The organism is Parafannyhessea sp. LCP19S3_B1, from assembly GCF_052121955.1.
Classification (GTDB): Bacteria; Actinomycetota; Coriobacteriia; order Coriobacteriales; family Atopobiaceae; genus Parafannyhessea.
Map to the genome: position 1 here is coordinate 119,316 of NZ_JBQKDH010000004.1, position 25,289 is coordinate 144,604.

General features: G+C 66.4%; 23 protein-coding genes. 14 read left to right on the forward strand and 9 right to left on the reverse strand.

Annotated features, from left to right (window positions below; all coding sequences use genetic code 11):
* The first annotated feature begins 47 nt into the window (after positions 1 to 47).
* The 6 genes from ruvC (at position 48) to ACTQWE_RS02960 (ending at position 4,911) form a co-directional block, all read left to right on the forward strand.
* A complete protein-coding gene (gene ruvC / locus ACTQWE_RS02935) occupies positions 48 to 701 on the forward strand; it encodes a crossover junction endodeoxyribonuclease RuvC (protein ID WP_173367345.1) in 654 nt (217 codons plus the stop codon).
* Positions 698 to 1,330, forward strand: coding sequence for a Holliday junction branch migration protein RuvA (gene ruvA, locus ACTQWE_RS02940; RefSeq protein WP_441856630.1), 633 nt, complete (start codon positions 698 to 700; stop codon positions 1,328 to 1,330). The genes ruvC and ruvA overlap by 4 nt, the downstream gene beginning before the upstream one ends.
* A gap of 3 nt (positions 1,331 to 1,333) precedes the next feature.
* Entirely contained in the window at positions 1,334 to 2,407 is a 1,074-nt protein-coding gene (gene ruvB / locus ACTQWE_RS02945) for a Holliday junction branch migration DNA helicase RuvB (RefSeq protein WP_170103345.1), read from the forward strand.
* 97 nt (positions 2,408 to 2,504) lie between these two features.
* Positions 2,505 to 2,894 carry a hypothetical protein gene (locus tag ACTQWE_RS02950; RefSeq protein ID WP_441856629.1) on the forward strand — a complete coding sequence of 130 codons (390 nt, stop codon included), beginning with the start codon at positions 2,505 to 2,507 and terminating at the stop codon, positions 2,892 to 2,894.
* Between the two features lie 237 nt (positions 2,895 to 3,131).
* Complete coding sequence (locus tag ACTQWE_RS02955; protein ID WP_090844437.1) at positions 3,132 to 3,335, forward strand: cold-shock protein; 204 nt, start codon at positions 3,132 to 3,134, stop codon at positions 3,333 to 3,335.
* A gap of 145 nt (positions 3,336 to 3,480) precedes the next feature.
* Positions 3,481 to 4,911, forward strand: coding sequence for a Sapep family Mn(2+)-dependent dipeptidase (locus ACTQWE_RS02960; protein WP_441856628.1), 1,431 nt, complete (start codon positions 3,481 to 3,483; stop codon positions 4,909 to 4,911).
* A gap of 51 nt (positions 4,912 to 4,962) precedes the next feature.
* Here the strand turns inward: ACTQWE_RS02960 and ACTQWE_RS02965 are convergent, their stop codons facing one another.
* A complete protein-coding gene (locus ACTQWE_RS02965; RefSeq protein ID WP_441856627.1) occupies positions 4,963 to 5,700 on the reverse strand; it encodes an HAD family hydrolase in 738 nt (245 codons plus the stop codon).
* 189 nt (positions 5,701 to 5,889) lie between these two features.
* Here ACTQWE_RS02965 and ACTQWE_RS02970 point away from each other — a divergent pair, with 189 nt between their 5' ends.
* From ACTQWE_RS02970 to ACTQWE_RS02980, 3 genes are all read left to right on the forward strand, one after another.
* On the forward strand, positions 5,890 to 6,660 hold the full coding sequence (locus ACTQWE_RS02970) for a VUT family protein (RefSeq protein WP_441856626.1): 771 nt from the start codon (positions 5,890 to 5,892) through the stop codon (positions 6,658 to 6,660).
* A 2-nt stretch (positions 6,661 to 6,662) separates the two neighbouring features.
* Positions 6,663 to 7,385: an SDR family NAD(P)-dependent oxidoreductase gene (locus tag ACTQWE_RS02975; protein WP_441921249.1), complete on the forward strand. Its 723-nt coding sequence runs from the start codon at positions 6,663 to 6,665 to the stop codon at positions 7,383 to 7,385.
* A 135-nt stretch (positions 7,386 to 7,520) separates the two neighbouring features.
* Positions 7,521 to 8,933: a Sapep family Mn(2+)-dependent dipeptidase gene (locus ACTQWE_RS02980; RefSeq protein WP_441856624.1), complete on the forward strand. Its 1,413-nt coding sequence runs from the start codon at positions 7,521 to 7,523 to the stop codon at positions 8,931 to 8,933.
* 151 nt (positions 8,934 to 9,084) lie between these two features.
* Here ACTQWE_RS02980 and ACTQWE_RS02985 read toward each other — a convergent pair whose 3' ends face one another.
* From ACTQWE_RS02985 to hypB, 3 genes are all read right to left on the reverse strand, one after another.
* Positions 9,085 to 11,820 (reverse strand): tetratricopeptide repeat protein, encoded by a 2,736-nt coding sequence (locus ACTQWE_RS02985; RefSeq protein ID WP_441921251.1) that lies wholly within the window; start codon positions 11,818 to 11,820, stop codon positions 9,085 to 9,087.
* A 110-nt stretch (positions 11,821 to 11,930) separates the two neighbouring features.
* On the reverse strand, positions 11,931 to 12,275 hold the full coding sequence (locus ACTQWE_RS02990; protein ID WP_170103352.1) for a hydrogenase maturation nickel metallochaperone HypA: 345 nt from the start codon (positions 12,273 to 12,275) through the stop codon (positions 11,931 to 11,933).
* Positions 12,276 to 12,278: 3 nt separating this feature from the next.
* Positions 12,279 to 12,950, reverse strand: a complete 672-nt coding sequence (gene hypB, locus ACTQWE_RS02995) for a hydrogenase nickel incorporation protein HypB (protein WP_170103353.1) — start codon at positions 12,948 to 12,950, stop codon at positions 12,279 to 12,281.
* Between the two features lie 936 nt (positions 12,951 to 13,886).
* On the opposite strand from hypB, the gene ACTQWE_RS03000 reads away from it, so the two are divergent.
* Positions 13,887 to 14,072 carry a hypothetical protein gene (locus ACTQWE_RS03000; protein ID WP_090844409.1) on the forward strand — a complete coding sequence of 62 codons (186 nt, stop codon included), beginning with the start codon at positions 13,887 to 13,889 and terminating at the stop codon, positions 14,070 to 14,072.
* A gap of 104 nt (positions 14,073 to 14,176) precedes the next feature.
* Here the strand turns inward: ACTQWE_RS03000 and ACTQWE_RS03005 are convergent, their stop codons facing one another.
* The 4 genes from ACTQWE_RS03005 to serC form a co-directional block, all read right to left on the reverse strand.
* Complete coding sequence (locus ACTQWE_RS03005) at positions 14,177 to 15,631, reverse strand: polysaccharide deacetylase family protein (RefSeq protein ID WP_441856988.1); 1,455 nt, start codon at positions 15,629 to 15,631, stop codon at positions 14,177 to 14,179.
* Between the two features lie 315 nt (positions 15,632 to 15,946).
* On the reverse strand, positions 15,947 to 17,236 hold the full coding sequence (locus ACTQWE_RS03010) for a DUF1015 domain-containing protein (RefSeq protein ID WP_441856989.1): 1,290 nt from the start codon (positions 17,234 to 17,236) through the stop codon (positions 15,947 to 15,949).
* A gap of 44 nt (positions 17,237 to 17,280) precedes the next feature.
* Positions 17,281 to 18,471 carry a phosphoglycerate dehydrogenase gene (locus ACTQWE_RS03015; protein ID WP_441856990.1) on the reverse strand — a complete coding sequence of 397 codons (1,191 nt, stop codon included), beginning with the start codon at positions 18,469 to 18,471 and terminating at the stop codon, positions 17,281 to 17,283.
* Between the two features lie 106 nt (positions 18,472 to 18,577).
* Positions 18,578 to 19,687 (reverse strand): 3-phosphoserine/phosphohydroxythreonine transaminase, encoded by a 1,110-nt coding sequence (gene serC / locus ACTQWE_RS03020; RefSeq protein WP_441856991.1) that lies wholly within the window; start codon positions 19,685 to 19,687, stop codon positions 18,578 to 18,580.
* Positions 19,688 to 19,892: 205 nt separating this feature from the next.
* Here serC and ACTQWE_RS03025 point away from each other — a divergent pair, with 205 nt between their 5' ends.
* The 3 genes from ACTQWE_RS03025 (at position 19,893) to ACTQWE_RS03035 (ending at position 22,918) form a co-directional block, all read left to right on the forward strand.
* Positions 19,893 to 20,621, forward strand: coding sequence for an HAD family hydrolase (locus ACTQWE_RS03025; protein WP_441856992.1), 729 nt, complete (start codon positions 19,893 to 19,895; stop codon positions 20,619 to 20,621).
* Positions 20,622 to 20,779: 158 nt separating this feature from the next.
* A complete protein-coding gene (locus tag ACTQWE_RS03030; RefSeq protein WP_173445266.1) occupies positions 20,780 to 21,136 on the forward strand; it encodes a hypothetical protein in 357 nt (118 codons plus the stop codon).
* A gap of 15 nt (positions 21,137 to 21,151) precedes the next feature.
* Positions 21,152 to 22,918: an ABC1 kinase family protein gene (locus ACTQWE_RS03035; RefSeq protein ID WP_441856993.1), complete on the forward strand. Its 1,767-nt coding sequence runs from the start codon at positions 21,152 to 21,154 to the stop codon at positions 22,916 to 22,918.
* Positions 22,919 to 22,945: 27 nt separating this feature from the next.
* Here ACTQWE_RS03035 and ACTQWE_RS03040 read toward each other — a convergent pair whose 3' ends face one another.
* Positions 22,946 to 24,475 (reverse strand): DUF6937 domain-containing protein, encoded by a 1,530-nt coding sequence (locus ACTQWE_RS03040; RefSeq protein ID WP_441856994.1) that lies wholly within the window; start codon positions 24,473 to 24,475, stop codon positions 22,946 to 22,948.
* A gap of 90 nt (positions 24,476 to 24,565) precedes the next feature.
* Here ACTQWE_RS03040 and ACTQWE_RS03045 point away from each other — a divergent pair, with 90 nt between their 5' ends.
* Positions 24,566 to 25,246 carry a TetR/AcrR family transcriptional regulator gene (locus ACTQWE_RS03045; RefSeq protein WP_170103360.1) on the forward strand — a complete coding sequence of 227 codons (681 nt, stop codon included), beginning with the start codon at positions 24,566 to 24,568 and terminating at the stop codon, positions 25,244 to 25,246.
* The last annotated feature ends 43 nt before the right edge of the window (positions 25,247 to 25,289 follow it).

The following is a 25,289-nucleotide window of genomic DNA, read 5'->3' on the forward strand; positions in this document are numbered from 1 at the left end:
ACCATAGAACGAACGTTCTGTTTGGTGACGCACGGTAAGGCGGCATAGTGATAATACTTGGCATAGACCCAGGCCTTGCGCATACGGGGTGGGGCGTGGTCGAGACGCGCGGCTCCCTCTGTCGTGCCCGCGCCTATGGTTGCGTCACGACGAAGGCCTCCGAGCCCATCGACCAGCGGCTCGGAAGGATCTTCGACGACCTCACGGAGGTCATCGGTCGCTACCATCCCTCGCAGCTCTCGATAGAGAGGATCTTCTTCGGAGAGAACACGCGCTCCGCCATCGCCACGGCCCATGCGCGCGGCGCCGCGATCGTCGCGTGCTCGAACGCCGGGCTTGCCGTGGGAGAGTTCACGCCCATGCAGATCAAGCAGGCCGTCGTGGGCACCGGCTCTGCGGACAAGCGGCAGGTCATCTACATGGTGCGAAACATCCTGGGCCTCGATCACGACCCGAAGCCGGACCATGCCGCGGACGCGCTCGCGGCGGCCATCTGCTACGCGAACCTCAAGCGCACGAGGAACATCGCGCGCGCCGTCGCGACGGACCAGCTGAGGGAGCAGGAGCGGGCCCAGCGCGAGGCCGACGCGGAGGCGGCACGTCAGATCACCGCGGCAGCGACTGCCGCGAACATAGCACGCGCTCAGGGCAAGGGCGACCCGCTCTTCTCCACGCGGGCGAGCAGGAGGAGCAGCAGATGATAGTAAGGCTAACGGGAACGCTCTTGGAGGTCCTGCCGACGCACGTCGTGCTGGACGTAAACGGCGTCGGATACGAGCTTGGCGTCTCGGCGAACACGGCGGCGTCGCTTCCTCCTGCGGGGGAGGCTGGCGTCACGCTTCTGACGAGGCTCATCGTGCGCGAGGACGCCATGGAGCTGTATGGCTTCTCGTCACGCGAGGAGCGGGCGCTCTTCGACCGGCTCGTCGCGATCTCGGGGGTCGGCCCGAAGCTCGCGCTGTCCGTGCTCTCGACGTTCAGGCCGCAGGAGCTCGCAACGGTTGTCGCCACGGAGGACGTCGGGCGCATGAGCCAGGTGTCAGGGGTCGGGAAGAAGAAGGCCCAGCGGCTGCTCGTGGAGCTCGAGGGCGTGTTCCAGAAGGACGCCGAGCTCAGGAGCCTCGTCGGCCTCTCGCAGCCATCGCACGGCGACGTCGTCGCGTCCGCCCCCGCGCTTCCGGTGCAGGCGGAGGCGACCGAGGCGCTCCTCTCCATGGGCTTCACGTCGCAGGAGGTCGAGCTCGCGCTGCAGGGCCACGAGGAGGCGGGGGCGACGACCATACAGCAGGTGCTGTCGTACGCGCTCAAGCGGCTGGGAAGCGGGGCATAGGCCATGTGGGAAGCTGGTAGGGATGACCTGTTCGACGATGCGGGAACGGCGGGGATGCGGGGCATGCACGAGACGGGCCCCAGGTCCGTCACGGCGGAGCTCACCGCGGACGATCTCGACGTAGACCGCACGCTGAGGCCAAAGTCGCTCGACGACTACTGCGGCCAGGAACGCGTGAGGGAGAACCTCCGGGTCCTGATCCAGGCCGCGAAGGAGAGGAACGAGCCCCTCGACCACGTCATCTTTTCGGGACCGCCTGGCCTAGGCAAGACGACGCTCGCGGGCGTGGTGGCGAACGAGATGGGGGCGAAGCTCCACACGACGTCGGGTCCCGCGATCGAGAGGACCGGCGACCTTGCCGCCATCCTCACGAACCTCGAGGAGGGAGACATCCTCTTCGTGGACGAGATACACCGCCTTAACCACCAGGTGGAGGAGGTGCTCTATCCCGCGATGGAGGACTTCTTCCTGGACATCGTGATAGGCAAGGGGCCCGCTGCAAGGTCCATCAGGCTGGACGTGCCGCGCTTCACGCTCATCGGCGCGACCACGAGGACCGGTCTTCTCACCGGTCCGCTGCGCGACCGCTTTGGTATCAGCTACCGTCTCGACTACTACACGACGGAGGAGCTTGCGCGCATCGTCGTGAGGTCGGCGGGCATCCTCGGCGTGGACATAGATCAGCAGGGTGCGCTCGAGATCGCCTCGCGCTCTCGCGGCACGCCGCGCCTTGCGAACAGGCTCCTCAAGCGCGTTCGCGACTACGCGCAGGTGAAGGCCGAGGGAAGCATCACGTGGGACATCGCGGCCGAGGCGCTGAAGTTCTTCGAGATCGACGAGATGGGTCTCGACTGGATGGACGTGAAGATTCTTACGGCCCTCACGAAGACGTTCAGGGGCAGGCCCGTGGGGCTCACGACGGTCGCGAGCGCCGTGGGTGAGGATCCCGCGACGCTCGAGGACGTGTACGAGCCCTACCTGCTTCAGACCGGCCTCATCATCAGGACCCCACAAGGCAGGCAGGCCACACAGCTCGCGTTCGAGCACCTTGGGGTCGTTCCGCCTGCCACGAGGTAGGGCTTGCGGTTCTGGGCATATGCTACGCTCGTCGGTGACGAAACAGGCGAGGCCTTGCGGCGCTGGGTCGCTGCGGGACCATGGTTTGGAGGGTGGAATGCTGCAGCACGACTATCTTCTTGAGGTGATCGGTCGCTTTGTGGAGGCGGTGAGCGCGAGCCTGCGGGGAGTGCTCTGCGACGGCGACTTCGCGCGCGTCGGCGAGGTGGAGCACGCCGTGGGGGAGCTGCTCGACCTGGACGCGCAGACGGCCATGGCGCTCTCGCCGCAGTCGCTCGTCACCATGATGACGCTGTCCGGCGTGGGGGAGTCCGTGGCGGCGTACGCCGCATACGCGCTGGACAAGGTCGCGCTCGCCTACGAGCGGCAGGGAGACGCCACCGAGGCGTCCCTTAGGCGGGCGCAGGCCTCGGCCATCGCACGGGCGTTCCATGCGGACGGCTCTGTGCCAAAGGAGTTCGAGGAGCTCGAGTCGGAGCTGTCATAGTGTGAGAGAACGGTGTGGAAGTACGTCAGCCCGTGCTTTCATGCAGCTGCCTTTGGGTTTCGGGAAGCAATGATTCAATTTAGGGTCGAATTTCGTCCGTAAACGGTTTGTGGGAGAGGTAGCGTGGTCTTTGGGGTAATATATCCCTCGTGACGCGCCGTAGGGCGGGTTGCAAAATGTATCGCGCGAAAGCGCAGCGTTCATGTTCCCTTGCGGAACAAGAAAGAAAGGCACGACATGGCTCAGGGTACTGTTAAGTGGTTCAACGCCGACAAGGGCTACGGCTTCATCTCTCGCGAGGACGGCGACGACCTGTTCGTCCACTACTCCGAGATTCAGATGGACGGCTACAAGACTCTCGACGAGGGTCAGGCTGTCGAGTTCGATATCACCACTGGCCAGAACGGCAAGCTCCAGGCTTCCAACGTCCGTAAGCTCTAATCACGAATCCAGAAGAGCTGAATGGGGACCGCTTCGGCGGTCCCTTTTTTGATGTGCGGACCTTACGTCCGCCAAGGGCGAGGCCATGAGCTTGACCCGACGTGTACCATGGGTCTCGCACAACGACACGAGAGATGGAGGAAGCATGCCTGACGACAAGCTCAAGCAGGAGGTCGACGCCTACGTCGACGAGATATGGGAGGACGCGGTCGGGGACATCCGCACGCTGGTGAGGATTCGCTCCGTTCGAGATTCCAAGACGGCGGGCCCGGGCATGCCCTGGGGCAAGGGGAGCCACGATGCGCTTGTGGCGGCCCTCGGCATCGCGCGGAGGCTGGGGCTGGACGCCCACGAGCGCGACGGCTACATAGGCTACGCCGACCTTCCGGGTGCGTCGGATCGCCAGATCGCGACCATCGCCCACACGGACGTCGTTCCCGAGGGTCTTGGATGGACGGTCGACCCGTTTGACGTGACGCGTCGCGAGGGCTATCTCATCGGTCGTGGCGTGCTGGACGACAAGGGCCCGTTCGTGCTTTCGCTCTATGCGGCCCATTTCTTCAAGCGCAAGGCGGAGGAGACCGGCAGTCCGCTGCCGTACACCCTGCGCTGCCTCGTGGGCAACGAGGAGGAATGCGAGATGGGCGACCTCAAGTGGTACCTCGCCCATTACGAGGAGCCCGCGTTCGCGTTCACGCCCGACGCCGACTTCCCGCTCATCTGCGGGGAGAAGGGCGTCTTCCACGGCCACTTCACGAGCGGGGTCATCGCGGGCGACACCCCGGGCAGCCGCATCGTGGAGCTTGACGCCGGAACGGTCGCCAACGCGATCCCCGGCCAGGCGACCGCGCTCGTGCGCGCTGCCGCGGGCGAGCTTCCCGCGGCAGACGGAATTGACGTCGAGCCGGCGGGCGAGGGGCTCGCAAGAGTCGTCGCGCACGGCATCGGCGGCCACGCGTCCCTGCCGGCGGGAACCGTTAACGCCATAGGCGTGCTCGCGGACTACCTCCTGGACCACGACGTCTGCTCCGAGCGCGAGCGTGCGTTCCTCTCGTTCGAGCACCTGCTGTGCGCCGCGTCCACGGACGGATCCTCTGTGGGCATTGCGTCTGCGGACGAGAAGTTCGGCCCCCTTACCTGCATCGGGGGAACGGTGCGCACCGAGGGAGGCCGCTTCGTGCAGACGGTCGACTCGCGCTATCCCACCTCGACCACGGACGAAGAGATCGCCCGCGCGCTCGCGACGCTCGGCGAGGAGCATGGCCTTGCGTTCGACGTGGACGGCGTGAAGGTCCCGTTCTACATCGAGCCCACGTCGCCCGAGATCAGGACGCTGCTCGACACATACCACGAGTACACGGGCAGGCCGGCGGAGGCGATGGTCATCGGCGGCGGCACGTACGCGCGCAACTTCAGCCGCGCCTGCGCCTTTGGCCCGAACGACCCGGAGGCGAAGCTGCCGGCGTGGGTCGGGCCGGAGCATGGTCCCGACGAGGGCATCGCGGAGGAGACGCTGCGGCGGGCGCTCAAGATCTACATCGTGTCCATCGCGCGCCTCATGAGGCTCGAGCTCTAGGCCGGGCGCTCCGCTCGCGTGCGGCGCCTGGGTCCGGCGCCGCCGGCGCCCCTACAGCGCTATGTCGCGCCAGTCGTCCAGGAAGAGGTCCGCGACCGTGCGGACCTCTTCCACGTCCTGCGTCGGGTCGTTCGAGCGCACGCCGCACGTGAGCATGCCGGCGCCACGCGCGGACCGTATGCCTACGGCGAGGTCCTCGAACACGACGCAGTCCCCGGGCGCGGCGCCCAGGCGTCGCGCCGCCTCCAGGTAGATGTCCGGCTTGCTCTTTGGCACGGGTACGTCCTTGCCGTGGACCTTCGTCTCGAAGAGCGCGTCCATGTCGATGCCACGCATGGAGTCCAGCACGTCCGGGTCGTTCGTCGTCGCGAGCGCGACGGAAACGCCCCGCCCGCGCAGCGCGCGGATGTAGGCCTCGGCGCCGGGGCGCAGCCGGGCCTCGTCCCTGTAGAGCGCGCGTCCCATGGCGTTCCACTCGTCGCAGATGTCTTGCACGGACTCGCGCAGGCCAAAGCGCTCGATGGTGTAGCGCGCGCCGGCCTCGAAGCCCAGCACGGACAGCGTGCGCGCGTAGTCCGGCGGAACCCGCAGGCCGCGTGACCCCAAGAACGCCTCGTCCACCTTGCGCCACAGGGCCGCGGTATCGGATATCGTCCCGTCGAAGTCGAATATCGCGGCACCAAAGCGCGGCGGCCACAGCGCCGCGGGGGCCCTTCCCGCAAGCCACGGCGCCCTCTTGGCCCCCGGGTTCCCGGTCCTTCTCGACGCGTCGTGTTGGGATGGGTCCATGGGAGCCTCCGTCGCCTGGTGTATGGGTGGAGCGTGTGGGCGGTCCGCGTGCCGTGCGCGAGCGGGTGCGTGCGCGACCGCCGTGAGATATGCTAGTCTATCGTGCGTCCTATGCGGGTGCAAACGCCTGCCGAGCAGTTCGGTTCCTAAATCCTGCTCGCTAAACCTAAAACCAAAGGAGACAATCGCATGCTCAGGGACTTTCTCAGGGATTATCGGCTGCTGCTGCGCAACGTGCCCAGCACAAACGTCACGCTCTTCGTGCTGAGCGTCGTCCTCATGAACCTGCTGGCCAACAAGGAGCTCGTCTCGCTTCCGTACCTTGCGCTCGACTGCGGCATCACGCTCAGCTGGGTCTCGTTCCTCTGCATGGACATGATCACCAAACGCTTCGGGGCGAAGGCCTCCATCAAGATTTCCGTGTTCGCGCTCGCGTGCAACCTCGCGGTCGTCGCGCTGCTGTGGCTCGTCAGCCTCGCGCCCGGTCACTGGGGCGCGTACTACTCCTCCGGGCTCGCCCCCGTGGACGCGGGCCTCAACGCCACGTTCGGCGGCAGCTGGTACGTGGTCCTTGGCAGCTCGATATCCATGCTCCTCTCGTCCGTCACGAACTCCCTGCTCAATCAGTTCATCGGCGGCAAGTTCGCGAAGGACAGCTTCGGCACGTTCGCCGCGCGCTCCTACGCCTCCACCCTCGTGGGCCAGCTCGTGGACAACCTCACGTTCGCCGTCATCGTCAGCCACACGTTCTTCGGCTGGACGTGGGCGCAGGTGCTCGGCTGCTCCGTCACCGGCGCCCTCGTCGAGCTGCTGTGCGAGGTCGTGCTCAGTCCCATCGGGTTCCGCGTCGTGCGCCAGTGGGAGCGCGACGGCGTCGGCCAGGCGTACCTCGACGCGCAGGGCGAGAAGGACGCGACCCCGGCGGCCGTGGCGGACGCCTCCGTCGCGAGGGAGGCGTAGCCGTGGGCGCGCGGGACGGGCGGCAGCCCATGGACGTGCTCGTGACCGGTGCCTCCGGCGGCATCGGCCGCGCGGTCTCGGAGCTCTTCCTCGAGCGCGGGCACCGCGTGGACGGCCTCGACGTCGCGCCGGCGATGGTGGAGCATGCCCGCTATCACCACCACATCGCGGACGTGCGCGATGTCGCGTCGCTTCCCGACCTGTCCCCGCAGGTCATCGTCACGTGCGCCGGCGTACAGGACACCCCGGACGACATAGACGTCAACCTCAAGGGCGCGATCAACGTGTGCGAGCGCTACGCGTTTCAGAGCGTCTCGCGCCCGCGCGAGCGGGTGCGCTCCGTGGTGAATGTCGGGTCGTCGTCCGGCCACAACGGCTCGGAGTTCCCGCACTATGCCGCTAGCAAGGGCGGCATCATCGCGTACACCAAGAATCTGGCGCTGCGCCTGGCGCCGCAGGCCATCGCAAACAGTGTCGACCCCGGCGGCGTCCTCACGGACCTCAACCGTCCCGTGATGGACGACCCGGAGCTCTGGGGCAAGATCATGGCGCTCACGCCGCTGCGCCGCTGGGCCACCCCGCGCGAGATCGCGGAGTGGGTGTACTTCGTGGGCGTGACCAACCGCTTCATGACGGGGCAGAGCCTCCTCGTCGACGGGGGAGAGGCGGGTAACGCCCAGTTCGTGTGGCCGGACGTCGAGGTTGGGCACAAGCCGACTGAGTGATAGCGCCGGCCTCGTGCTCGTCGTTCCGCGCGCGCGTCCACCCGTGCCGCCCGCGGAAGACGCGTCCGTGATTGTTGCCAGCCTGTTACACTGGGTGGGTATTGGATACGGCAACACATATATGCGGAGGTTTCCATGACGGACGAGGAGCTCAAGCAACGCGCGAGTGAGTTTGTCGAGAAGAACTGGGAGGACGTCGTCGCGGACATCGACTCCCTGGTGCGGATCAACTCGGTCGAGGACCTCGACCACGCCGAGCCCGGCAAGCCGTACGGCCCCGCGCCGTTCGAGGCGCTCGACACCGCCGTGAAGATCGCGGCGCGCCTGGGGCTCGACGCCCACAACTGCGATGGCCACATCGGCTACGCGGACGTCCCCGGCGCGTCCCCCAAGCAGATCGCAACTATCGGCCACACGGACATCGTCCCCGCCGGCACCGGCTGGACGTTCGAGCCGTTCAAGGTGACCCGCAAGGATGGCTACCTCATCGGCCGCGGCGTGCTCGACGACAAGGGCCCCACGACCCTCTCGCTCTACGCGGCGAAGTTCTTCGCGGACCTCGCGCGCGAGACGGGCGAGCGGCTTCCGTACACGCTGCGCTGCATCATCGGCAACAACGAGGAGACCGAGATGGCCGACGTCGAGTGGTACCTCGACAACTTCGACCAGCCCGAGTTCCTGTTCTCACCGGACGCGGACTTCCCGCTCATCTACGGCGAGAAGGGCGGCTGGTCCGCGACCGTCACCTCCAAGCCCGTCTCGGACGTGATCGTGGACTTCGAGGGTGGCACCGTCGGCAACGCCGTCGCTGGCGAGGCCACGGCCGTCGTGCGTGCGGACGCGTCCAAGCTCCCGTCCGCCGACCGCATAGACGTCGAGAGCGCGGGGGAGGGGCTGGCGCGCCTCACGGCCCACGGCATCGGCGCCCACGCGTCCACGCCACAGGGCTCGATCAACGCCATCGGTCTTCTCGTCGACTACCTGCTGCAGAACGACCTGTGCTCCGCGGGCGAGAAGGACTTCCTCCAGTTCGAGAGGCTGGTCTTTGGCTCCACGGACGGCTCGACCCTGGGCGTCGCGTGCCAGGACGAGTACTTCGACCCCCTGACGTGCATCGGCGGCACCATCGCCACCAAGGACGGCCACTTCGAGCAGACGCTCGACAGCCGCTACCCCACGAACATCACCGGCGAGGAGATCACGCGTCGCGTGGGGGCGCTCGCGGCCGAGCACGGCTGCACCATCCACGTCGACCTCGACATGGTGCCGTTCCTCACCGACCCGGACACGCCTGCCATGCAGACGCTCGTGAGGACGTACAACGAGTACACGGGCCGCGACGCGAAGGGCTTCTGCATCGGCGGCGGCACGTACGCGCGCCACTTCAAGGCCGGTGGCTCCTTCGGCCCGAACGACCCGGCGTTCCCCATGCCCGACTGGGTGGGCGCCGAGCACTCCGCGGACGAGGGCTTCAGCGAGGAGCAGCTCAAGCGCGCTCTGCAGATCTACATCGTGTCCATCGCGCGCCTCATGAGGCTCGAGCTGTAGGCGCGCCCCCATACTGGGCCGCACGTCACGCAAGCACGAGGGGACCGCCGCCATGGCCTGGCTGCGGTCCCCTCGTCTTGTTCTTCTCGCCCGCGCGCTGCCGCGACGGATTGCTCTGCCGCGACGGATGGCGGCGCCTTGACGGATGGCGCTACTGGTCGGGAACGCCCTCCATGGAGTCCAGCACCTGCAGTATCACGTCGTCCGGGTCGAACGCGGCGAGCACGCTCACGAAGTTTCGCGCCACGGGGTAGACCTCCGCGTCCATCGACGCGCGCGTGCACTCTAGGAACGTCTTCGACACCTCGTCCGTCGGCGCGACGGGCACGCCGTGGTAGCCAAGCGTCGCCTCGACCTCCTGCTGCGACATGGGGCTCAGGGCAAGCCCGCCCCTCTCGCCCTGGGACTGCGCGGCAAGGCCCGTCACCTCCATCACCACGACGGGCGTGATGGAGGGCATGAAGCTCATGGCGCTCTGGTAGCACGCCTGCGCGGCGAGCGTGTTGCCGCGGGCCATCTGGAACGACGCCATGCGATAGTAGCCGAGCCCTATGGCCTCGGGGTCGTGCGCGCCCCTCAGGAACTCCGTCAGGGTCGCCATGGCCTCGTCCGTGCGGCCCGCCTCCTCCAGGCAGCGCACCAGCTGCAGGTTCGCGTGCTTGTCCAGCGGCGCCATCTGGCGCAGCCGGCGCGCGTGGGCAAGCGCGGCGTCCGTCTGCCTCAGGGCGAGGCTCGCGACGGAGAGGTAGAAGTGCGCCGCAAAGTACGCGTCCGGCACCAGCAGGAGCGCTCGTCCGTCGTCCGCGTGCTGGCGGTTGTACAGCGTGCGGTCCACGTAGCTCGCGAAGTAGCGCCACACCACGCCGCCCCCGTCCGAGAAGAGCCCGGCTGCGTCCACGGGGCTTACCACGGGCTCCAGCACGTCCTTCGCCCCGGCGGCATCGTGCCTGGTGAGGCAGTCCTTCGCGCGCTCGCACGCCCTGTCCAGCGCGTCGCCGCGCACGAACTCTTCGCCGATGTCCGTGGGGTCCGTGCCCACGGTGCCGTCAATCATGCCCCTCACCAGGCGCTCCGCCGCGGAGCGCACCGTGGGGTCCGGGTCGTTGCCGGCAAGCTCCATAACCATGCGCACGTTGCGCTGCGTCGCGTCGCGCTCCTCCGGCGGGCACAGGTTCAGCATGATGTCGCCCGCGATGAGGCTGCGCTTGTCCGCCTCCTCGATCGCAAGGCCGCTCACGCTTGGGGCGCCCAGGGCGCGCGCGAGCCGCTTGGGAAGGCGACGGCTGGAAAGGCCGACGGGCATGTGGCGCCACGTGGGGCTGAAACGGGGGTCGGAAAGGTCCACGGTCTGCTCCACGGGACGGAGGATGTCGTTCTCGACGCGCATGTTGGGAACGAACGGCCTCATGGCGCGCGGGAGGTCGTCCACGTGGTTCAGGTCAAGCCGCGCGAAGCGCCACCGGTCGAAGTCGACGCACAGGTAGCAGCGGTGCGCGTGGGCGTCGTCCACCGTGCCTATGACCCAGGCGTGGCGGATCTTCCGCGAGGCGCGAAACGCCGTCGCCGCAAGCAGTATGGCCACGCGCTGGGCGTAGGCGGACGCCGCCTTGCGACGCATCTCGCGCGAGCTCTGCACCACGCCGAGCCCCGCGACGAACACGGACGAGGGGAACACGCGCTCCGGCGTCAGGTCCACGTGGAAGCCAACGTTGCCGTCGGCCACGTTCACGCGAAAGTGCTGCTCAAGGCGGTATGGCAGCTGCATGTCCTCGATGGCGGCGGCGATCTTGCGCCGCACGGCCCACTCGCCGTCCGGGTCCTCGCCCTCCTCGGACTCCAGCGGCACGTCCAGCCCCGGCGACTGCGCACACACCGACGTGGCGAGCCCCTGCGTCAGCTTGTAGCAGTCGGCCTCCGTAACGTCGTGCGGGTCGTCGAAGTACGTGCACGCGTAGCGCATCGCGTTCAGCGCCGCCTCGATCTTCAGCACGCGCAACCGCGCCAGGTACGAGAGCTCGCGCTGCTCAATGCGCACAAACAGCATCTGCGAGTGCGGTGAGCGCACCACGGACATGCGCGGCAGCTCCGTGTCGGTCGAGAAGAGCCCCGCCTCCACCAGCATCCGCGCCACGAAGCGCTCGACGGGGGAGGGCGAGAGAATCGCGGCGTCCGGGGTCGCGGCACCGCCGGAGTCGCGCGTCGCGGGCACCAGCGGCGCGTCTCCGGGGAGGCGGGCCGCGTCAAGCTCGCGCGCGGCGTCCTCGCCGTCGGTCTGGGCCATGCGGGTGCGGATGTCTCCCACCAGGAGCTTGAGCTCGGCAAGTGGGTCCGGGCTCTGTACGATGCGCTCGCTCACGGCGTCGTAGTCCAGCTGCGAGCGAGCGATGGCGGGCTCGCTGCCCGCGGCGGAGTCCGTGGGGGAGGCTTCCTCTGCCGGTGCGGCTGCTGCCTGCGCGGCCTCTGCCGGCGCGGCGACGTCGTCGCGCACGGCGGAAGAGGCGTGCGCCGGCCGTGCGCTCACGGGCGCGCCCACGGCAAGCTCGGCCGTGGCCGCACCGGGCTGCGGCTGCGCAGGTCCCTGGTGCGACGGGGCGGCCGCGGCGTCAGGCGCCCCGTCCTTCTCGCCCGGTGCCGCGTGGGCGCCTAGGGCTGCCGCATGCGGGGGAGTCGCCGCCTGCGCCTGGCCGCTGCGCGCCTGCCGGTCCTGTGCCGCAGACCTGGTGAACGCCAGGATCGTGCTTGCGCCAAGGGCCGCAACGCCCGCGGTGAGCGCCCAGCCAACGCTGTCCAGCGCGACGGACTGGTAGCAGCCAAGCGCCGCCACCAGGGCGAGCGCCCCTGCGCCCGGAAGGAGAATGTGCCGCGACGAGAATCTGTCGTGTGTCATGCCGTGAACCACCTAAGTGCCATGGGTTAGGGGGCGAAGCGCCGCCCCCGTAAGTGTCTTTCGTTTCTCATACCCAATCGCACGGCCGTCTACCAGTGCGTTACCAGTCTCTAACAGCCCTCTATCTGCTTGATCTCGCACTCGTTGCCCCGCAGGAGCACCGTCTGGTCGCTTCCGCAGTGCGGGCACGTGCGACCGTAGCGCACTGTCTCGTACGTGTGGCCGCACGCGTTGCATACGGTGACGGCCTTGATCTGCTCGACCTGCAGCGTGGAGTCGCGCAGCAGGTCGCTCTTCTGCTGCGCCCACTTCCAGCAGTCCACGAAGTAGTCCTCCAGTATGCCGGAGACCTCGCCCAGGCACATGGTGACGGAGCTGATGCGCGAAAGCTCGTTCTCGCGGGCAACGTCCTCGATCGTGTCCATCGCCGCGAACACCACTCCCAGCTCGTGCATGCGCTAGGCCTTCCAGTCGCGGACGGCGTCGCGCAGCCAGTCCAGCCACTCGTCCATGCCCTCGCCGGTCTTCGCGGAGAGGTAGATGATCTTGGCATTCGGGTTGCGCAGGTGCACGTTCTGCTCGAGCTTCTGCTTGTCGAAGTCGAAGTACGGCAGCGTGTCCACCTTGCTGATGAGCACGAGGTCGCTCACCTCGAACATGAGGGGGTACTTCAGCGGCTTGTCGTCGCCCTCGGGGACCGAGAGAATCATGACCTTCTTGCCGGCGCCCGTGTCGAACTCCGCGGGGCAGATGAGGTTGCCCACGTTCTCGATCACGACGAGGTCCTGGTCCTGGTAGCCCAGCTGGTTGAGCCCTTGCTCCGTCATGGCCGCGTCGAGGTGGCACATGCCGCCGGTGTGCAGCTGGATCGCCTTCGCCCCGGCCTCCTGCACCGTGTAGGCGTCCACGTCAGAGTCGACGTCCGCCTCCATCACGCCAATGTTCATCTCGTCCGCGAGGGCGCGCAGCGTGGCGGAGAGGAGCGTGGTCTTTCCGGCTCCCGGCGAGCTCATGAGGTTGATCATGAGCGTGCCCGCGTCGTGCATGCGCGCGCGGAGCGCCTCGGCCTCGCGGTCGTTGTTCGCGAACACGCTCTCCTTGACTTCGATTACCTTAATCGGGTCGGTCATCTTTTCCTCCTATCGTTTTCGTCCATGATACAGGAGGCGGGTGCGCGCGGGGACGGGATGCGAGGGCCTGGGCCACAGTTTCGCATCGCCGTTTGGCAGTGTGCAGAGCCCGCGACGGAATGCACGCGCTACATACCCGGCTCCAGCTCGCAAGACGCTGCAAACTGGCGTCCGGTGTGTACCCACGCCCACAGTGGCGCGTCACATACCCGGCTCCAGTTTGCGAGATTTCGCAAGCTCGCCCCGGAAGCGTATCGGCTGCGATACGCATCTGATCTCAGTTTGCGGAATCCTGCAAACTCACCCTTGGTGTGTGACGGAACGCGTGGTCCCATGGCAGGAATCCCGGGGTGTGTTACCCAAAATGTGAGAAACCCTCAGGTGTGTACCGCCTTAAACTGGTTTGACTTCACATATTTGCAGCTAGAAGGGTCGCGACATAAGAAACCGAACAATTTTCAGTGCACACATCCGACGTTTTCCGCCGCGAGCCCCCTCCGGACGCAACACACCGCGCCCGAGCTTGCAAGAACGCGCAAGGTCAGCCCGGGTGCGTGTCGCACCGTCGGCAACCGCAGCACACACCACGGCCGACCTTTCGCAATCCCGCAAGATCGATCCTGGTGTGTTACCCGCATGGCTGCGCCCCGCGACGCAATGGGGGCCCTGGCCGTGGGCAGACGGCGCTCCGGCGTGGCGGAAGGCCGATCCCGGCGTCTGGCAAAATAGTTTCATGTATAAGAGTTTGAGTTAAATCAAGGTGCCGCACATGCGCGGCACCTCCATAGGGACACATGCATAAAGGCCATTTACCTGTACGTTTGACGCGCTTGGAAAAGCGTGAAACACACTTGAAACATTGTTAGAAACCATGTAAAACGTAATTTGAAGGGCACGTTGGCGCGTGCGGAACGATTCAATCGAACGGAGGGGTCTATGGGTGCCTTCTCGATGCAGACGGTTCTGTTCATCATCTACACCATGCTCGGCTTCGTGGCGGCTCTTGCCGCAATAATGGTCGTCACCGGAATCATCAGGTTCTTGGTGCGAAAAGCCCTGGGGAGGATCGAGCCCGACCCCAACGCGACGACGTACCCCACCGAGGTTCCGCGCGTGGCGTAGCGATGTCCGGCAGGTAGCGCTCATACAGGCGTCATACAAAGAGGGTCCGCAACCAACCGGCTGCGGACCCTTCGCTTTCGCACCCATGAGGCCCTGCGCAGACGCTATGCGTCTCCCAGCTCCGTCGGCCACGTGACGCCCTTCGGCATCTTCGCGTCGCCGGTCTGGATGGACTTCGGGATGGTGCTGTCCGATGCCATGAGCTCGTCAATCGTGACGAGGGTGTAGCCCGCGCCCTGGAGCGACTCGATGATCTTCGGCAGGGCCTCCACGTCCTGGTCGCGGTTGCCGCCGCCGTCGTGCATCAGGATGATGGAGCCGGACTTGACGTTCGCCAGGCTGTTCTTCACGATTGCGTCCACGCCGGGGCGCGCCCAGTCGCGCGAGTCCTGCGTCCACGTGACCGAGACGGAGGGGATGCCGCCGGCCGCGAGCCACGTCCTCTCGGTAAACGCGCCGTACGGCGGGCGGAAGACCGTCGTGTCTACGCCCGTCGCGTCGCTTATCGCCTTGAACGCGGTGTCGAACTCCGTCCTCAGCTCGTCGGAACCCAGCTTCGTCAGCTGTTTGTGCGATTGCGTGTGGCTTGCAATCTGGCTGCCTTGGTCCACGATCGCCTTCGCGAGCTGTGGGAACTCCTGCACCTGCCTCCCAAGGCAGAAAAACGTCGCCTTCGCGTTGTGCTTCTTCAGGATGTCAAGGTACTGCTGGGTGTACTTGTCGCTCGGTCCGTCGTCAAACGTGAGCGCCACGAGCTTCTTGTCGCCCTCGGGAATGGGCGTGCGCAGGTAGACCTCCGTGTCGACGGTCTTCGACTTCACGATTTCCGCCACCTGCTTCGACTTCTTGCCGGTGAGGCGCTCGACCCTGCCGGGCGTGCCCCAGTCCCTCACGTAGGCGATCGGGCCGTAGCCGCCCTTCATCACCAGCTTCGGGGCCTCGGTCTCGACCTTCTTCGTGTGCGGCTCCATCACGTCCCTGCCCGCGGAGAGCGTGATCTTGTCGTTCGCCCTCACGCGGTACTCCTGGGCCGCCTTGCCCGTGAGGCTCCTCTTTCCCACCGTGGCGACAAACGGCTCGCCGCCGCCCGCCTTCAGGACGTCGCCCCTCACGCTCACGTAGTTTCCGGGCCTCGTGTGGATGGACTGGTCGCGAACCGCCTCCGCAAGCGTGCTGTCTATACGCACGTCGTAGCTCTTCTCGTTGATGGTCACGCTCACCGCGCGGTTCGTCCACAGGTGCCAGGCGCCGCCTCCCAGCACGAGGATGAGCGCCAGGGCGAGAAACGCCGGCGCCTTGCTCGAGGCCGCCCTGTCAGAACGGCCCTCGGCCGACCCGCGGCGCGCGTCCGCGGCGCCCCCGACCTTCGATGTCGTTGGGATGTAGTACACGTCGCGTCGCTCCGCCTTGCCTGCGCGGGAAGACCCCGCGCGCCCCGAGGCGCGCCGCGCGCCCTGCGGCCGGGCGCTTCTCCGCCCCTGGGGGGCGTCCTTTCCCTGCGCGGGGCTCTTACGTACGTGCTCGGCCCGCTGGGGGCCGTGGGAGTCAGTCTGTGCCATGGTCACGCGTCCAATTCTTCTGCGTTTCGCTTCCAAAGCCGAACAAGCATAGCATGCCTGCGCGACGCGGGACGCATTCACAAAGTCGGCTGAAACTTGCACACCATATAGGCGTCCTTTGCGTTTGCCAAGTTACATGCGCCCTAAAGAACAATACGAACGAGTGACGCGCACCTGACGCGCGCCGCCTTGGAACGCAAGGCAAAAATGTGGGCCCAAATGGTGCGCCAGCACAAGAAAGACGGGCGCGGCGCCAGGCCGTGCCCGTCCAAAAAAGGCCATCTGCCGCCGCGGCATGCCCCGCCGCAGCCAGCGCTACCGCAGCCGGCGAACGAAGAGGCCGCTGCGGAGCTTTGGCTCGAACCACGTCGACTTCGGCGGCATCAGCAGCCCGGCGTCGGACACGGCCATGAGCTCGTCCACGGACGTGGGGAAGAGCGAGAACGCGACGCCGTCCGCTCCGGCAAGGCGCTCCAGCGCCTGCGGGCCCTCGATGCCGCCCACAAAGCGGATGCGACCGTCCTGGCGCGGGTCCTCGATCCCAAGGATCGGCCCCAGCACGCGGTCCTGCAGGATGGACACGTCGAGCGTCGCCACGGGGTCGTCCGCCGGAAGCGACGCGACCGCCTCGGGCGAGAAGCGCATGGCATGCCACGCGCCGCCCACAAAGAGGCCAAAGCCATGGCGGGCGGAGGGCTCGGCGGGGGAGTCCTGGGCGGGGCCGACCTCGAAGCCGGCGGTCCCCATGCGCTCGACGAGCTGTGCCGGCGCAAGGCCGGCCGTGTCCGTCACCACGCGGTTGTACGCCATGACCTTCAGCTGGCTCGCGGGGAACATGACCGCGAGGAAGGAGTCGTATGGTGCCGGGGACGCCTCGGCGCCGGGCGCCGCGCCCTTCTCGCCCGCGCGGCCCGACTTGCGGGCTGCCTCCTGGCGCATCTCCTGGCACACCCGCACGGCGGAGGCGGCGCGGTGGTGGCCGTCGGCGATGTAGGCGCACGGCACGGTGGCGAACGTCGCCGTCATGGCCTCGATGGCCGCCGGCCGCGCCACGCGCCACACGGTCTGGTGCACGCCCTCCTCGTCCGTGAAGTCGTACAGGGGCTCGGCCGTGGACGCAAGGCCCACCAGCGTGTCCATCGCGAAGTTGTCGCGGTACGCCAAAAAGATCGGGCCCGTCTGGGCGCCGGTCGCGCGGATGTGCTCCACGCGGTCCTGCTCCTTGTCGCGGCGCGTGTTCTCGTGGCGACGGATCGTGCCGTCCAGGTACTCGTCCACGGAGGCGGCGCACACCACGCCCGTCTGGGCGCGGCCGTCCTGCTCGAGGCGGTACACGTAGTAGCACGGCGTCTCGTCGCGCAGCAGCGTGCCGTCCGTCGCGGCGCGGCGCAGCAGCTCCGCGGCCTTCGCGTACACGTCCGGGGCGTACATGTCGTGGTCGGGCGAGAAGGACGTCTCCGGCCGGTCGATGGCCAGAAACGAGCCCGGGTGCCTCTGCACGTAGGAGGCCGCCTGCGCGCGGTCGAACACGTCGTACGGCAGCGACGCGAACGTCGCCGCCTTGTCCGGGGCCGGACGGTAACAGCGTATGGGCTCGACGCGCATGCGGTCTCCTTCCACGTGGGGCCTGCCGTCGCCAGCGCGGGGTGCTAGCGGGTGATTGCCGGGACGATCTGCCTGATGCGATAGACGCCGGGGATGGCGCGGAGCTTCTGCATCGTGGCGGCGTCCACCGGCTGGTCGGTGTCGATAAGAGTATAGGCGCTGCCGTCCTGCGCCTCGTTCGACATGCGCTGGATGTTCGCGTTCGACTGCGCCAGCGCGCCGGAGATCTGGCCGATCATGTTCGGCACGTTGTCGTGCAGCGCGGCGATGCGGCCGCCGGTGTGGCACGGGCCCATGTCGCAGTCCGGGTAGTTGACGGAGTTCCTGATGATGCCCTGCTCCAGGTAGTCCTTCATCTGGCTCACTGCCATGCTGGCGCAGTTGGCCTCGGCCTCGGCGGTGCACGCGCCCATGTGCGGCGTGATGAGGGTGTTCGGCATCTTCGTGGTCATGGGCGTCGCGAAGTCGCACACGAAGCGCCCGAGCTTGCCGGAGCGCAGCGCCGCGTCCACCGCGGGCTCGTCCACGATGTCGGCGCGCGCGTAGTTGATGAGCATGGCGCCGTCGCTCATGAGCGAAATCATCTCGGCGCCCATCATGTGGCGCGTGTCGTCCTTCGACGGGACGTGCAGCGTGACGTAGTCGGCGTTGCGGCAGAGCTCCGCCATCGAGTCGACGCGCTTCACGTTGCGGTTGAGCTGCCACGCGTGCTCGACGGAGAGGTACGGGTCGTAGCCGTACACGTCGAGCCCCAGCGCCTCCAGGGCGTTCGCGACCTTCGAGCCCACGGCGCCCAGGCCCACGACGCCGACCTTGCGGCCAATGGCCTCGCGTCCGACGAAGGCCTTCTTGTTCTTCTCGGCGTCCTTCACGATCTGCGGGTCGTCCGCGTTGCTCTGGACCCACCGCATGCCGTCGAGCGTGCCCCTGGAGTTGACCAGGATCATGCCCACGACCAGCTCCTTCACGGCGTTCGAGTTGCCGCCCGGCGTGTTGAACACCACGATGCCCTGCCTTGCGCAGCGCTCGATGGGGATGTTGTTGTAGCCGGCGCCGGAGCGCGAGACGCAGCGGACGTTCGGGCCAAAGTCGATGTCGCGGATGTCAGAGGCGCGTATCAGGATGGCGTCCGCCTGGTTCACGTCATCGGTCTTCTGGTAACCGTCGCCCAGCTCCGCGACGCCGTCTCGGGTGATCTGCTTCGCGATGTTGTCGAATATCTTTACGTAGCGCATCGGGTCTCCTTCGTGCCCCGTGGGGCCTGTCTCGTGCGCGGCCCCACGGGGCCGCGTCGGGTCTCGTCTGTGGTGCGTGCCGGCGGCGCCGGCATCGCCGGAGTCGCTAGCGCGCGTCCGTGCGGCAGTCCGCGGCGTGCGCGCGCTCGAAGTCCTGCATGTAGTCCAGAAGCGCGTCCACGGCCTTCGCCGGGACGGCGTTGTAGCAGCTCGCTCGCATGCCGCCCAGGATGCGGTGGCCCTTGACGCCCACGATGTTGCGCTCGGCGGCGCCCGCCACGAACTCCGCGTCGAGCTCCTTCGTGGGGCAGCGGAACGTCACGTTCGCGATGGAGCGCGAGTCCGGCCTCGCGATGGGCGAGAAGAGCGAGCTTCCGTCGATGTAGCCGTAGAGTCGGTTGACCTTCTCCCAGTTTCTGGCCTCCATGGCGGCAAGGCCGCCCGTGTCCTCGATCCAGTGGAACACCTTCCCGCACATGTAGATGCCCCACGCGTTCGGCGTGTTGTACAGCGAGTCCTTGCTGGCCTGCAGCCGGTAGCCCATGTACGTCGGCACGATGCCGCCAAGCGCCGGGCCGTCGCCGATCAGGTCGTCGCGGCAGATCACGACGGTGTTGCCCGCGGGACCGGCGTTCTTCTGCACGCCGGCGTAGATGAGCCCGTAGCGCTCCACGGGCACGGGGCACGAGAGGAACATGCTCGAGACGTCCGCCACGACGGGCACGTCGCCGGTGTCGGGCAGCTCGCGCGTCATCGTGCCGTACACGGTCTCGTTCTGGCAGAGGTAGACGTAGTCCAGCGACTGGTCGACCGCGCCCTCCAGGCGTGGCGTGCGGTCGAAGCCCGTGGGCTCGCTCGTTGCGAGCACGTCCGCCTGGCCGTACTTGCACGCCTCCTGCCAGGCCTTCTTCGACCAGTTGCCCGCCACCAGGTATCCTGCGTGACGGCCGCGCATGAGGTTCATGGGCACGCACGCAAACTGCAGCGTCGCGCCGCCCTGCATGAACATGACGCGGTAAGCGTGCGGGATCCCCATCAGGCGCCTGAGCGTCTGCTCCGCGTCGTCCAGGATCGACTGGAAGGTGGAAGATCGATGGCTCATCTCCATGACGGACATGCCGCAGCCCTCGTAGTCGAGCATCTCTGCGGCGGCCTCCTTCAGGACCTCCTCGGGCAGAGCCGAGGGTCCCGCGGAAAAGTTAAACGCGCGTGCCATCCAAACCTCCCTGTCGAAACGGCTTCGCACCCGCCCCATGCGGGCACATTGTTAGACACACTAACGTACCCGTGTTTCAGACGTGGAAACTAACGCTCTCGCCACATGGCACATGGGCCCGCCCCGCGCGGCCGCACCCGTCTGCGCTATGCTGGTGGGCGTACGGAAGGCGGGCGCACGGGGCGCCCTGCGGGTTGGGGGTCAGATGGGCGAGAAGGGCGGGTGTGCGGCTTCGGGTATCTGCACAACGGAGGCGACACCTCGGCTGAGGCACGCGGACCCCGCGTCCCGCGGCGTCGTCGTGTTCGACTTCGACGGCACGATCGCGGACACGCTTCCCTCGATCGTGGCCGTGGCGCGCCACGTCCTAGGCGCATGGGGGCTTCCCCCAGAGCGGCTTGCGGACTGCCCCAAGCTCGTGGGCCCACCGTTCCCGCAGGCGTTCAGCATGGTGTTCGGGCTCTCCGAGGCGGACGCGCGCGAGGTGACGCGTCGCTATCGCGAACGGTACGGTGCGCTGGGTCCTGAGGCGTGGCCGGCGTTTCCCGGCATGGGCGCGCTTCTGGACGAGCTCAGGGCGTCCGGCAGGCGGCTTGCGGTGGCGAGCTCCAAGAGGACGGCGCTCCTGCACCGCGCGCTTTCGGACGAGGGGCTGCTCGGGTGCTTCGACGTCGTGCGCGGCAAGGAGTCCGACGCGCCGCAGAGCAAGGCGGCGACGCTGTCCGCGGTGCTCGACGACCTCGGCGCCGCTGCGGCCGACGCCGTCATGGTGGGCGACCGCCACTTCGACGTGGACGCCGCGCTTGCGTGCGGCGTGCCGTGCGTGGGCGTGACGTACGGCGGGACCGCGCCGCTCGGGGAGCTCGAGGAGGCCGGCGCCTGCGTCGTGGTGGGAAGCGTCGAGGAGCTTGGACGCGCCCTTCTCGGCCGCTGACGCGCCAGGACGTTCCCACGGGGCCCGCGCACCCGCCCGAGCCGACCTGCCGCTCGCGGATGCGGTGCGTCTAGCGCCCGCGGCTTGGGGGTACAAGCATGAGCATGGTCCGCGCGCCGCGCGGCAAACTGTATGCCGTCCCAAGGAGAGGGGTCAACATGGCTGGTTTCGACGATCTGGGCGATGGCGTCCGCAAGCTGTTCCTGGTGGGTGTCGGCGCGGTGGCGACCGGCGCCGAGAAGTCCACGGAGATCGTGAACAAGCTCGTCGAGAAGGGCGAGCTCACCGTGGCCCAGGGCAAGGCCGTGAACGAGGAGCTCAAGCACACCATCAAGAACGCCGCCGGCGACACCTCCGAGGCGGTCCTGCGCGCGAAGCTGAAGACCATGACGCCGGAGGAGCGCGCCGCCTGGGTGAAGAGCGCCCAGAAGATCGCCGACGACCTCGATGCCGAGCCCGTTGAGGTTGAGGTCGAGGATGCCGACGACGCCGAGAAGGACAAGCCCGCGGAGTAGGGAAGAGCCACTTTCTTGGCAGAGGACAAAAGGCCAGCCCCCGGCAATTCCTCGGGCGACTTCGATATAAACGAGCTGGACGACGTCGAGTACCTTGGCAAGTGGTACGAGAGCGTCTCGAAGACGAACACCCGTGATGCGGGAACGATAGGCATCCTGGGTGGGCGGAGCATGGACGCTGGACCTTATAGGATCACGCGCGCGAAGAAGGCCGCCCGCCTGCGCGAGATTCTCAGGATTGCGAGCCACTACGACGTCCTCCACGGGCTTACGCCCATCACGTTGCGCAAGCTTCTGGAGGAGCTCGGCCCCACCTTCGTGAAGGCGGGGCAGATTCTTTCGATGCGCTCGGAGATTCTGCCGCAGAGCTTCTGCGACGAGCTCACGAAGCTACGCACCGATGTCGAGCCGATGGACCGCGAGGAGGTGCTCTCCACCCTCAGGGCGGAGTACGACACCCCCATCGAGGAGCTGTTCGACGCGATAGACGACGTTCCGCTCGGCTCCGCCTCCGTGGCGCAGGTGCACAAGGCGCGTCTCGTGACGGGGGAGACGGTGGCGGTGAAGGTCCAGCGCCCCCACGTGAAGGAGATCATGGCGCAGGACATCTCCATCATGCGCTCGCTCGCGAAGAGAAGCGCCATCGTCATGGGGGACGAGCAGGTGCTCGACCTGCAGTCCGTGGTGGACGAGCTGTGGCAGTCCTTCCGGGAGGAGACGGACTTCCTCGTCGAGGCGAGGAGCCTGGAGGAGTTCCGGCGCAACAACGCGGGATGCAAGTTCATCGACTGCCCGAAGCCATATCCACGGCTCTGCACGGAGCACGTCGTGGTGATGGACTACGTCGAGGGCATACCCATCGACAAGACGGCGCGCCTTAAGGCCGAGGGCTACGACCTCTCGGAGATCGGCGCGAAGCTCGTCGACAACTACACGAGTCAGATGCTGGACGACGGCTTCTTCCATGCGGACCCACATCCCGGCAACCTGGTGGTTAAGGACGGCAAGATCGTCTACCTCGACCTTGGCATCATGGGGAGGCTGTCCGCCCATGACAGGGCCGCCATGACGGACATGGTGAACGCCGTCGCCCTGCGAGACTCCGTCGGGCTCAAGAACGGCCTGCTGCGCTTCTCAGTCTCCGACACCTCCGAGGTCGACCACCCCGGCCTGCTTGCCGACCTTGACTCGATCTTGGACAACTACGGCGAGGCGGACCTCTCGGACCTCGACATCGGCGCCTTCCTCAACTCGCTTATTTCGATGGCACGCAAGAACGGCATCGAGCTTCCGGGCACTGTCACGATGCTCGCGAGGTCGCTCGTCACGCTCGAGGGCGTCGTGGATGAGTTCCTTCCGGGAACGTCCATGATCGACATCGTACGCGCCCACGTGAAGTCCCACGCCGACCCCGTCGACGTCTCCAAGAGAGAGCTCAAGCGCCTGACGCGCGAGTCCATAGCTGCGACGCATGGCCTGCTTGGCGCGGCTTCGCAGGTGTCTACGGCAATGAACATGCTTACGCGTGGGCAGCTGCGCATGAACCTTGGGCTCGACGGATACCAGGACCCCATCGGCGACATGGCGCGCGCGGCTGATCGTCTGACGCTCGGCATCATCATCGCCGGCCTGTTCATCGGGTCGTCGGTCGTGTATTACGCGCGCATCAAGCCCGTGGTCTTCGGCATTCCCGTGATCGGGTTCTTCGGCTACGTCCTCGCGCTTGCGCTCGGACTGTGGATCGTGCACCAAGTCGTCAAGGAGAACAGGCACCGCAGGTAGAAGACCGTGGCGCCCCACGAAGAGCTGCTATTCGATTCCGTTGACTGCGAGCTCTACGACCTTGTAGGCCCCGTCATACACTCCTATGGCATTTGCCTGCTCGATACGGTCGCACATGAACGAGATAAGGTCCCTGTCCGATTGGAGCGAGTCTATCATCGAAAGGACCTCGTCCGTATCATCCATCTCGTATGTTCCGTCTCCGATTTCTGCGGCGCGAATCGCACCCCAGGCCTCGTGACCACCGACGCGATGAATCATCAGCTTTGGCACCGGATAGAACGAGAACTCGCTCGGCTTCGTCACCAGAATGTCTGAGCAACGCATGAGGACGTTTGAACTGTAGACGGCCGAGAATATGTCCGCGTCGCAGAATGCGTGGATTCCGGAGACGTCTCCGTCGAGTGCTTGGCTCGCGAACGAGCTTACCTCCGAGAAGTCGTCGAAGTGGGTCTGGGCGAGCTCGGAGAGTCCATGGACAGATTCCACGAGGCCGTCCCAGACGTCGCTGTGGTCTCCAACGTTCACGAAGAGTGTCGCCTCACTGCGTCTGACGTATGGGATGAGATGCTCGATTATCGAGGCGAAGAGATCCTGCTGCGCACCCGCGCCTCCCACGGAGATGAGGTACCGAACCGCGCCGTCACCCAGCACGCGTTTCCTGCGCGCCGCGCAGTCACGTCCGATGTTGCTTACGAGCTCATGGTCGACGTAGTGTCCCGTGTAGACAAGAGAGCCCTTTGGCATTGGCTTCAGCTGACGTGACGGATCCATGCCGCGTAGCTGGTGGTACCCGACGTAGGCGCTTGGTGTCTGAACGGTGTGAATCGACCCTTCCGCGAGGTGGAGCGCCATAGGCCAGTTGTCTGGTATGGCGTTTACGACGTGGGTGAGACCGGCATGGACCGCCGCCTGGGACGGCCAAACATGCGTGCCGATGTAGGGGACGTCTTGCGGGAGGTCCCGAAAAAGGGGAACGCACAGCTCGGCGTTCTTCTGGTCTCCAGAATTATAGGAGAGCTTCCTGAAGCCCTCGCTGTTCAGCGGCTCCCAGAACAGCTTGTCGAAGACGCCCACCCTCTGGGAAAGGCGCGAGCCCATGGAGTAGAGGCCGTTCTGGTACTCGATGGCCTTCGATCCCGTGCTCTCCTTGAACGAGGCGAGGTCGAGCCAATAGGGCGTATAGCCCATCGCGTGGGCAGCGGAGGCCATGGCCATCGAGATGCGATAGTGACCGAACCCCATTCGGATGTTACCTACCACGACAGGGCTTCCGCCGGCAGCCGCGACCGTCCTCTCGGTCTTCGGGGGCAGCGGCTGTGCCGCCGCGTCCGCGCGGATGTCCAAGACGTCAGATCCATCTGCGAGCACGAGGTTCCTGACCCCCAATGTCTCACTGATCACGGGCACGTCCACACTCTTTAGGTGGTACACGGCTTTGGAGTCATCCCCAAACTTCCTGAGGAACTTCTCTTTCGAGCGGACCGCCTTCCTGTACGTGGCCTCGTCTTGGACGTTTCCGAAGGCACTTCTCGCCCTGTCAGTTCCGGTCGTCATCGATTCCTCCTTGACGGTGCGGTCAACGGCTGATAGTCTGACTATCAATGTGATAGACAGACTATCACTTGCTTAAAGGGGGAGTCAAGCATGGCGTCCGAGGGGACGGAAGAGAACTTGTTGGCGGCTGGACAGCAAGGCGTCAGGGCCAGGCCGGAGACGATGCGCGACGAGTGGGTCGTGGAGTGCGCGGCCCAGCTCTTCCTCGAGGGTGGCCTCTCAAGCGTGAAGATGACGGACATCGCGGATGCGTCTGGGGTTGGCGTTGCGACCCTATACAGGCGCTTCAAGTCAAAGACACGGCTCTCGGTGGAGGCTGCCACTCTTCTCTGGAAGAGGTTCAACGAGCGCATATCCGAGCTCGTAGAATCGGACGATTTCCTCACCATGAACGGAGCCGACCGCCTCGAGACGCTGCTCAGGGAGTACGGGGCGCACTATGTGGCCAATCGGGAGTTTGTGAGCTTCCTGGACGAATTCGACCACCTCGTTCTTTCCGAGGGGGTCGAAGGCGGTGAGCTAGAGAGCTACGGTCGCGAGGTCGATTCGTTCTACATCATATTCGACGATGCGTATAAGCTGGGCGTCTCGGATGGCTCGGTGCTGATCCTGCCTGACTTTGCGACGTTCTACAAGAGCGTCGCGCATGCCCTCGTCAGCGTTGCGGAGAAGATGGCCCGCGGGGAGGTCATCCCCTCTGATGACTTCTCCGACGGTATGGAGGAGCTTGACTGCATTGTCGACATGGCCGTGAAGTACGTGAGGAAGTAGGCTGGCGGATTCAGGCGCCCGTGCGATGGGCTTGTCTGCGACG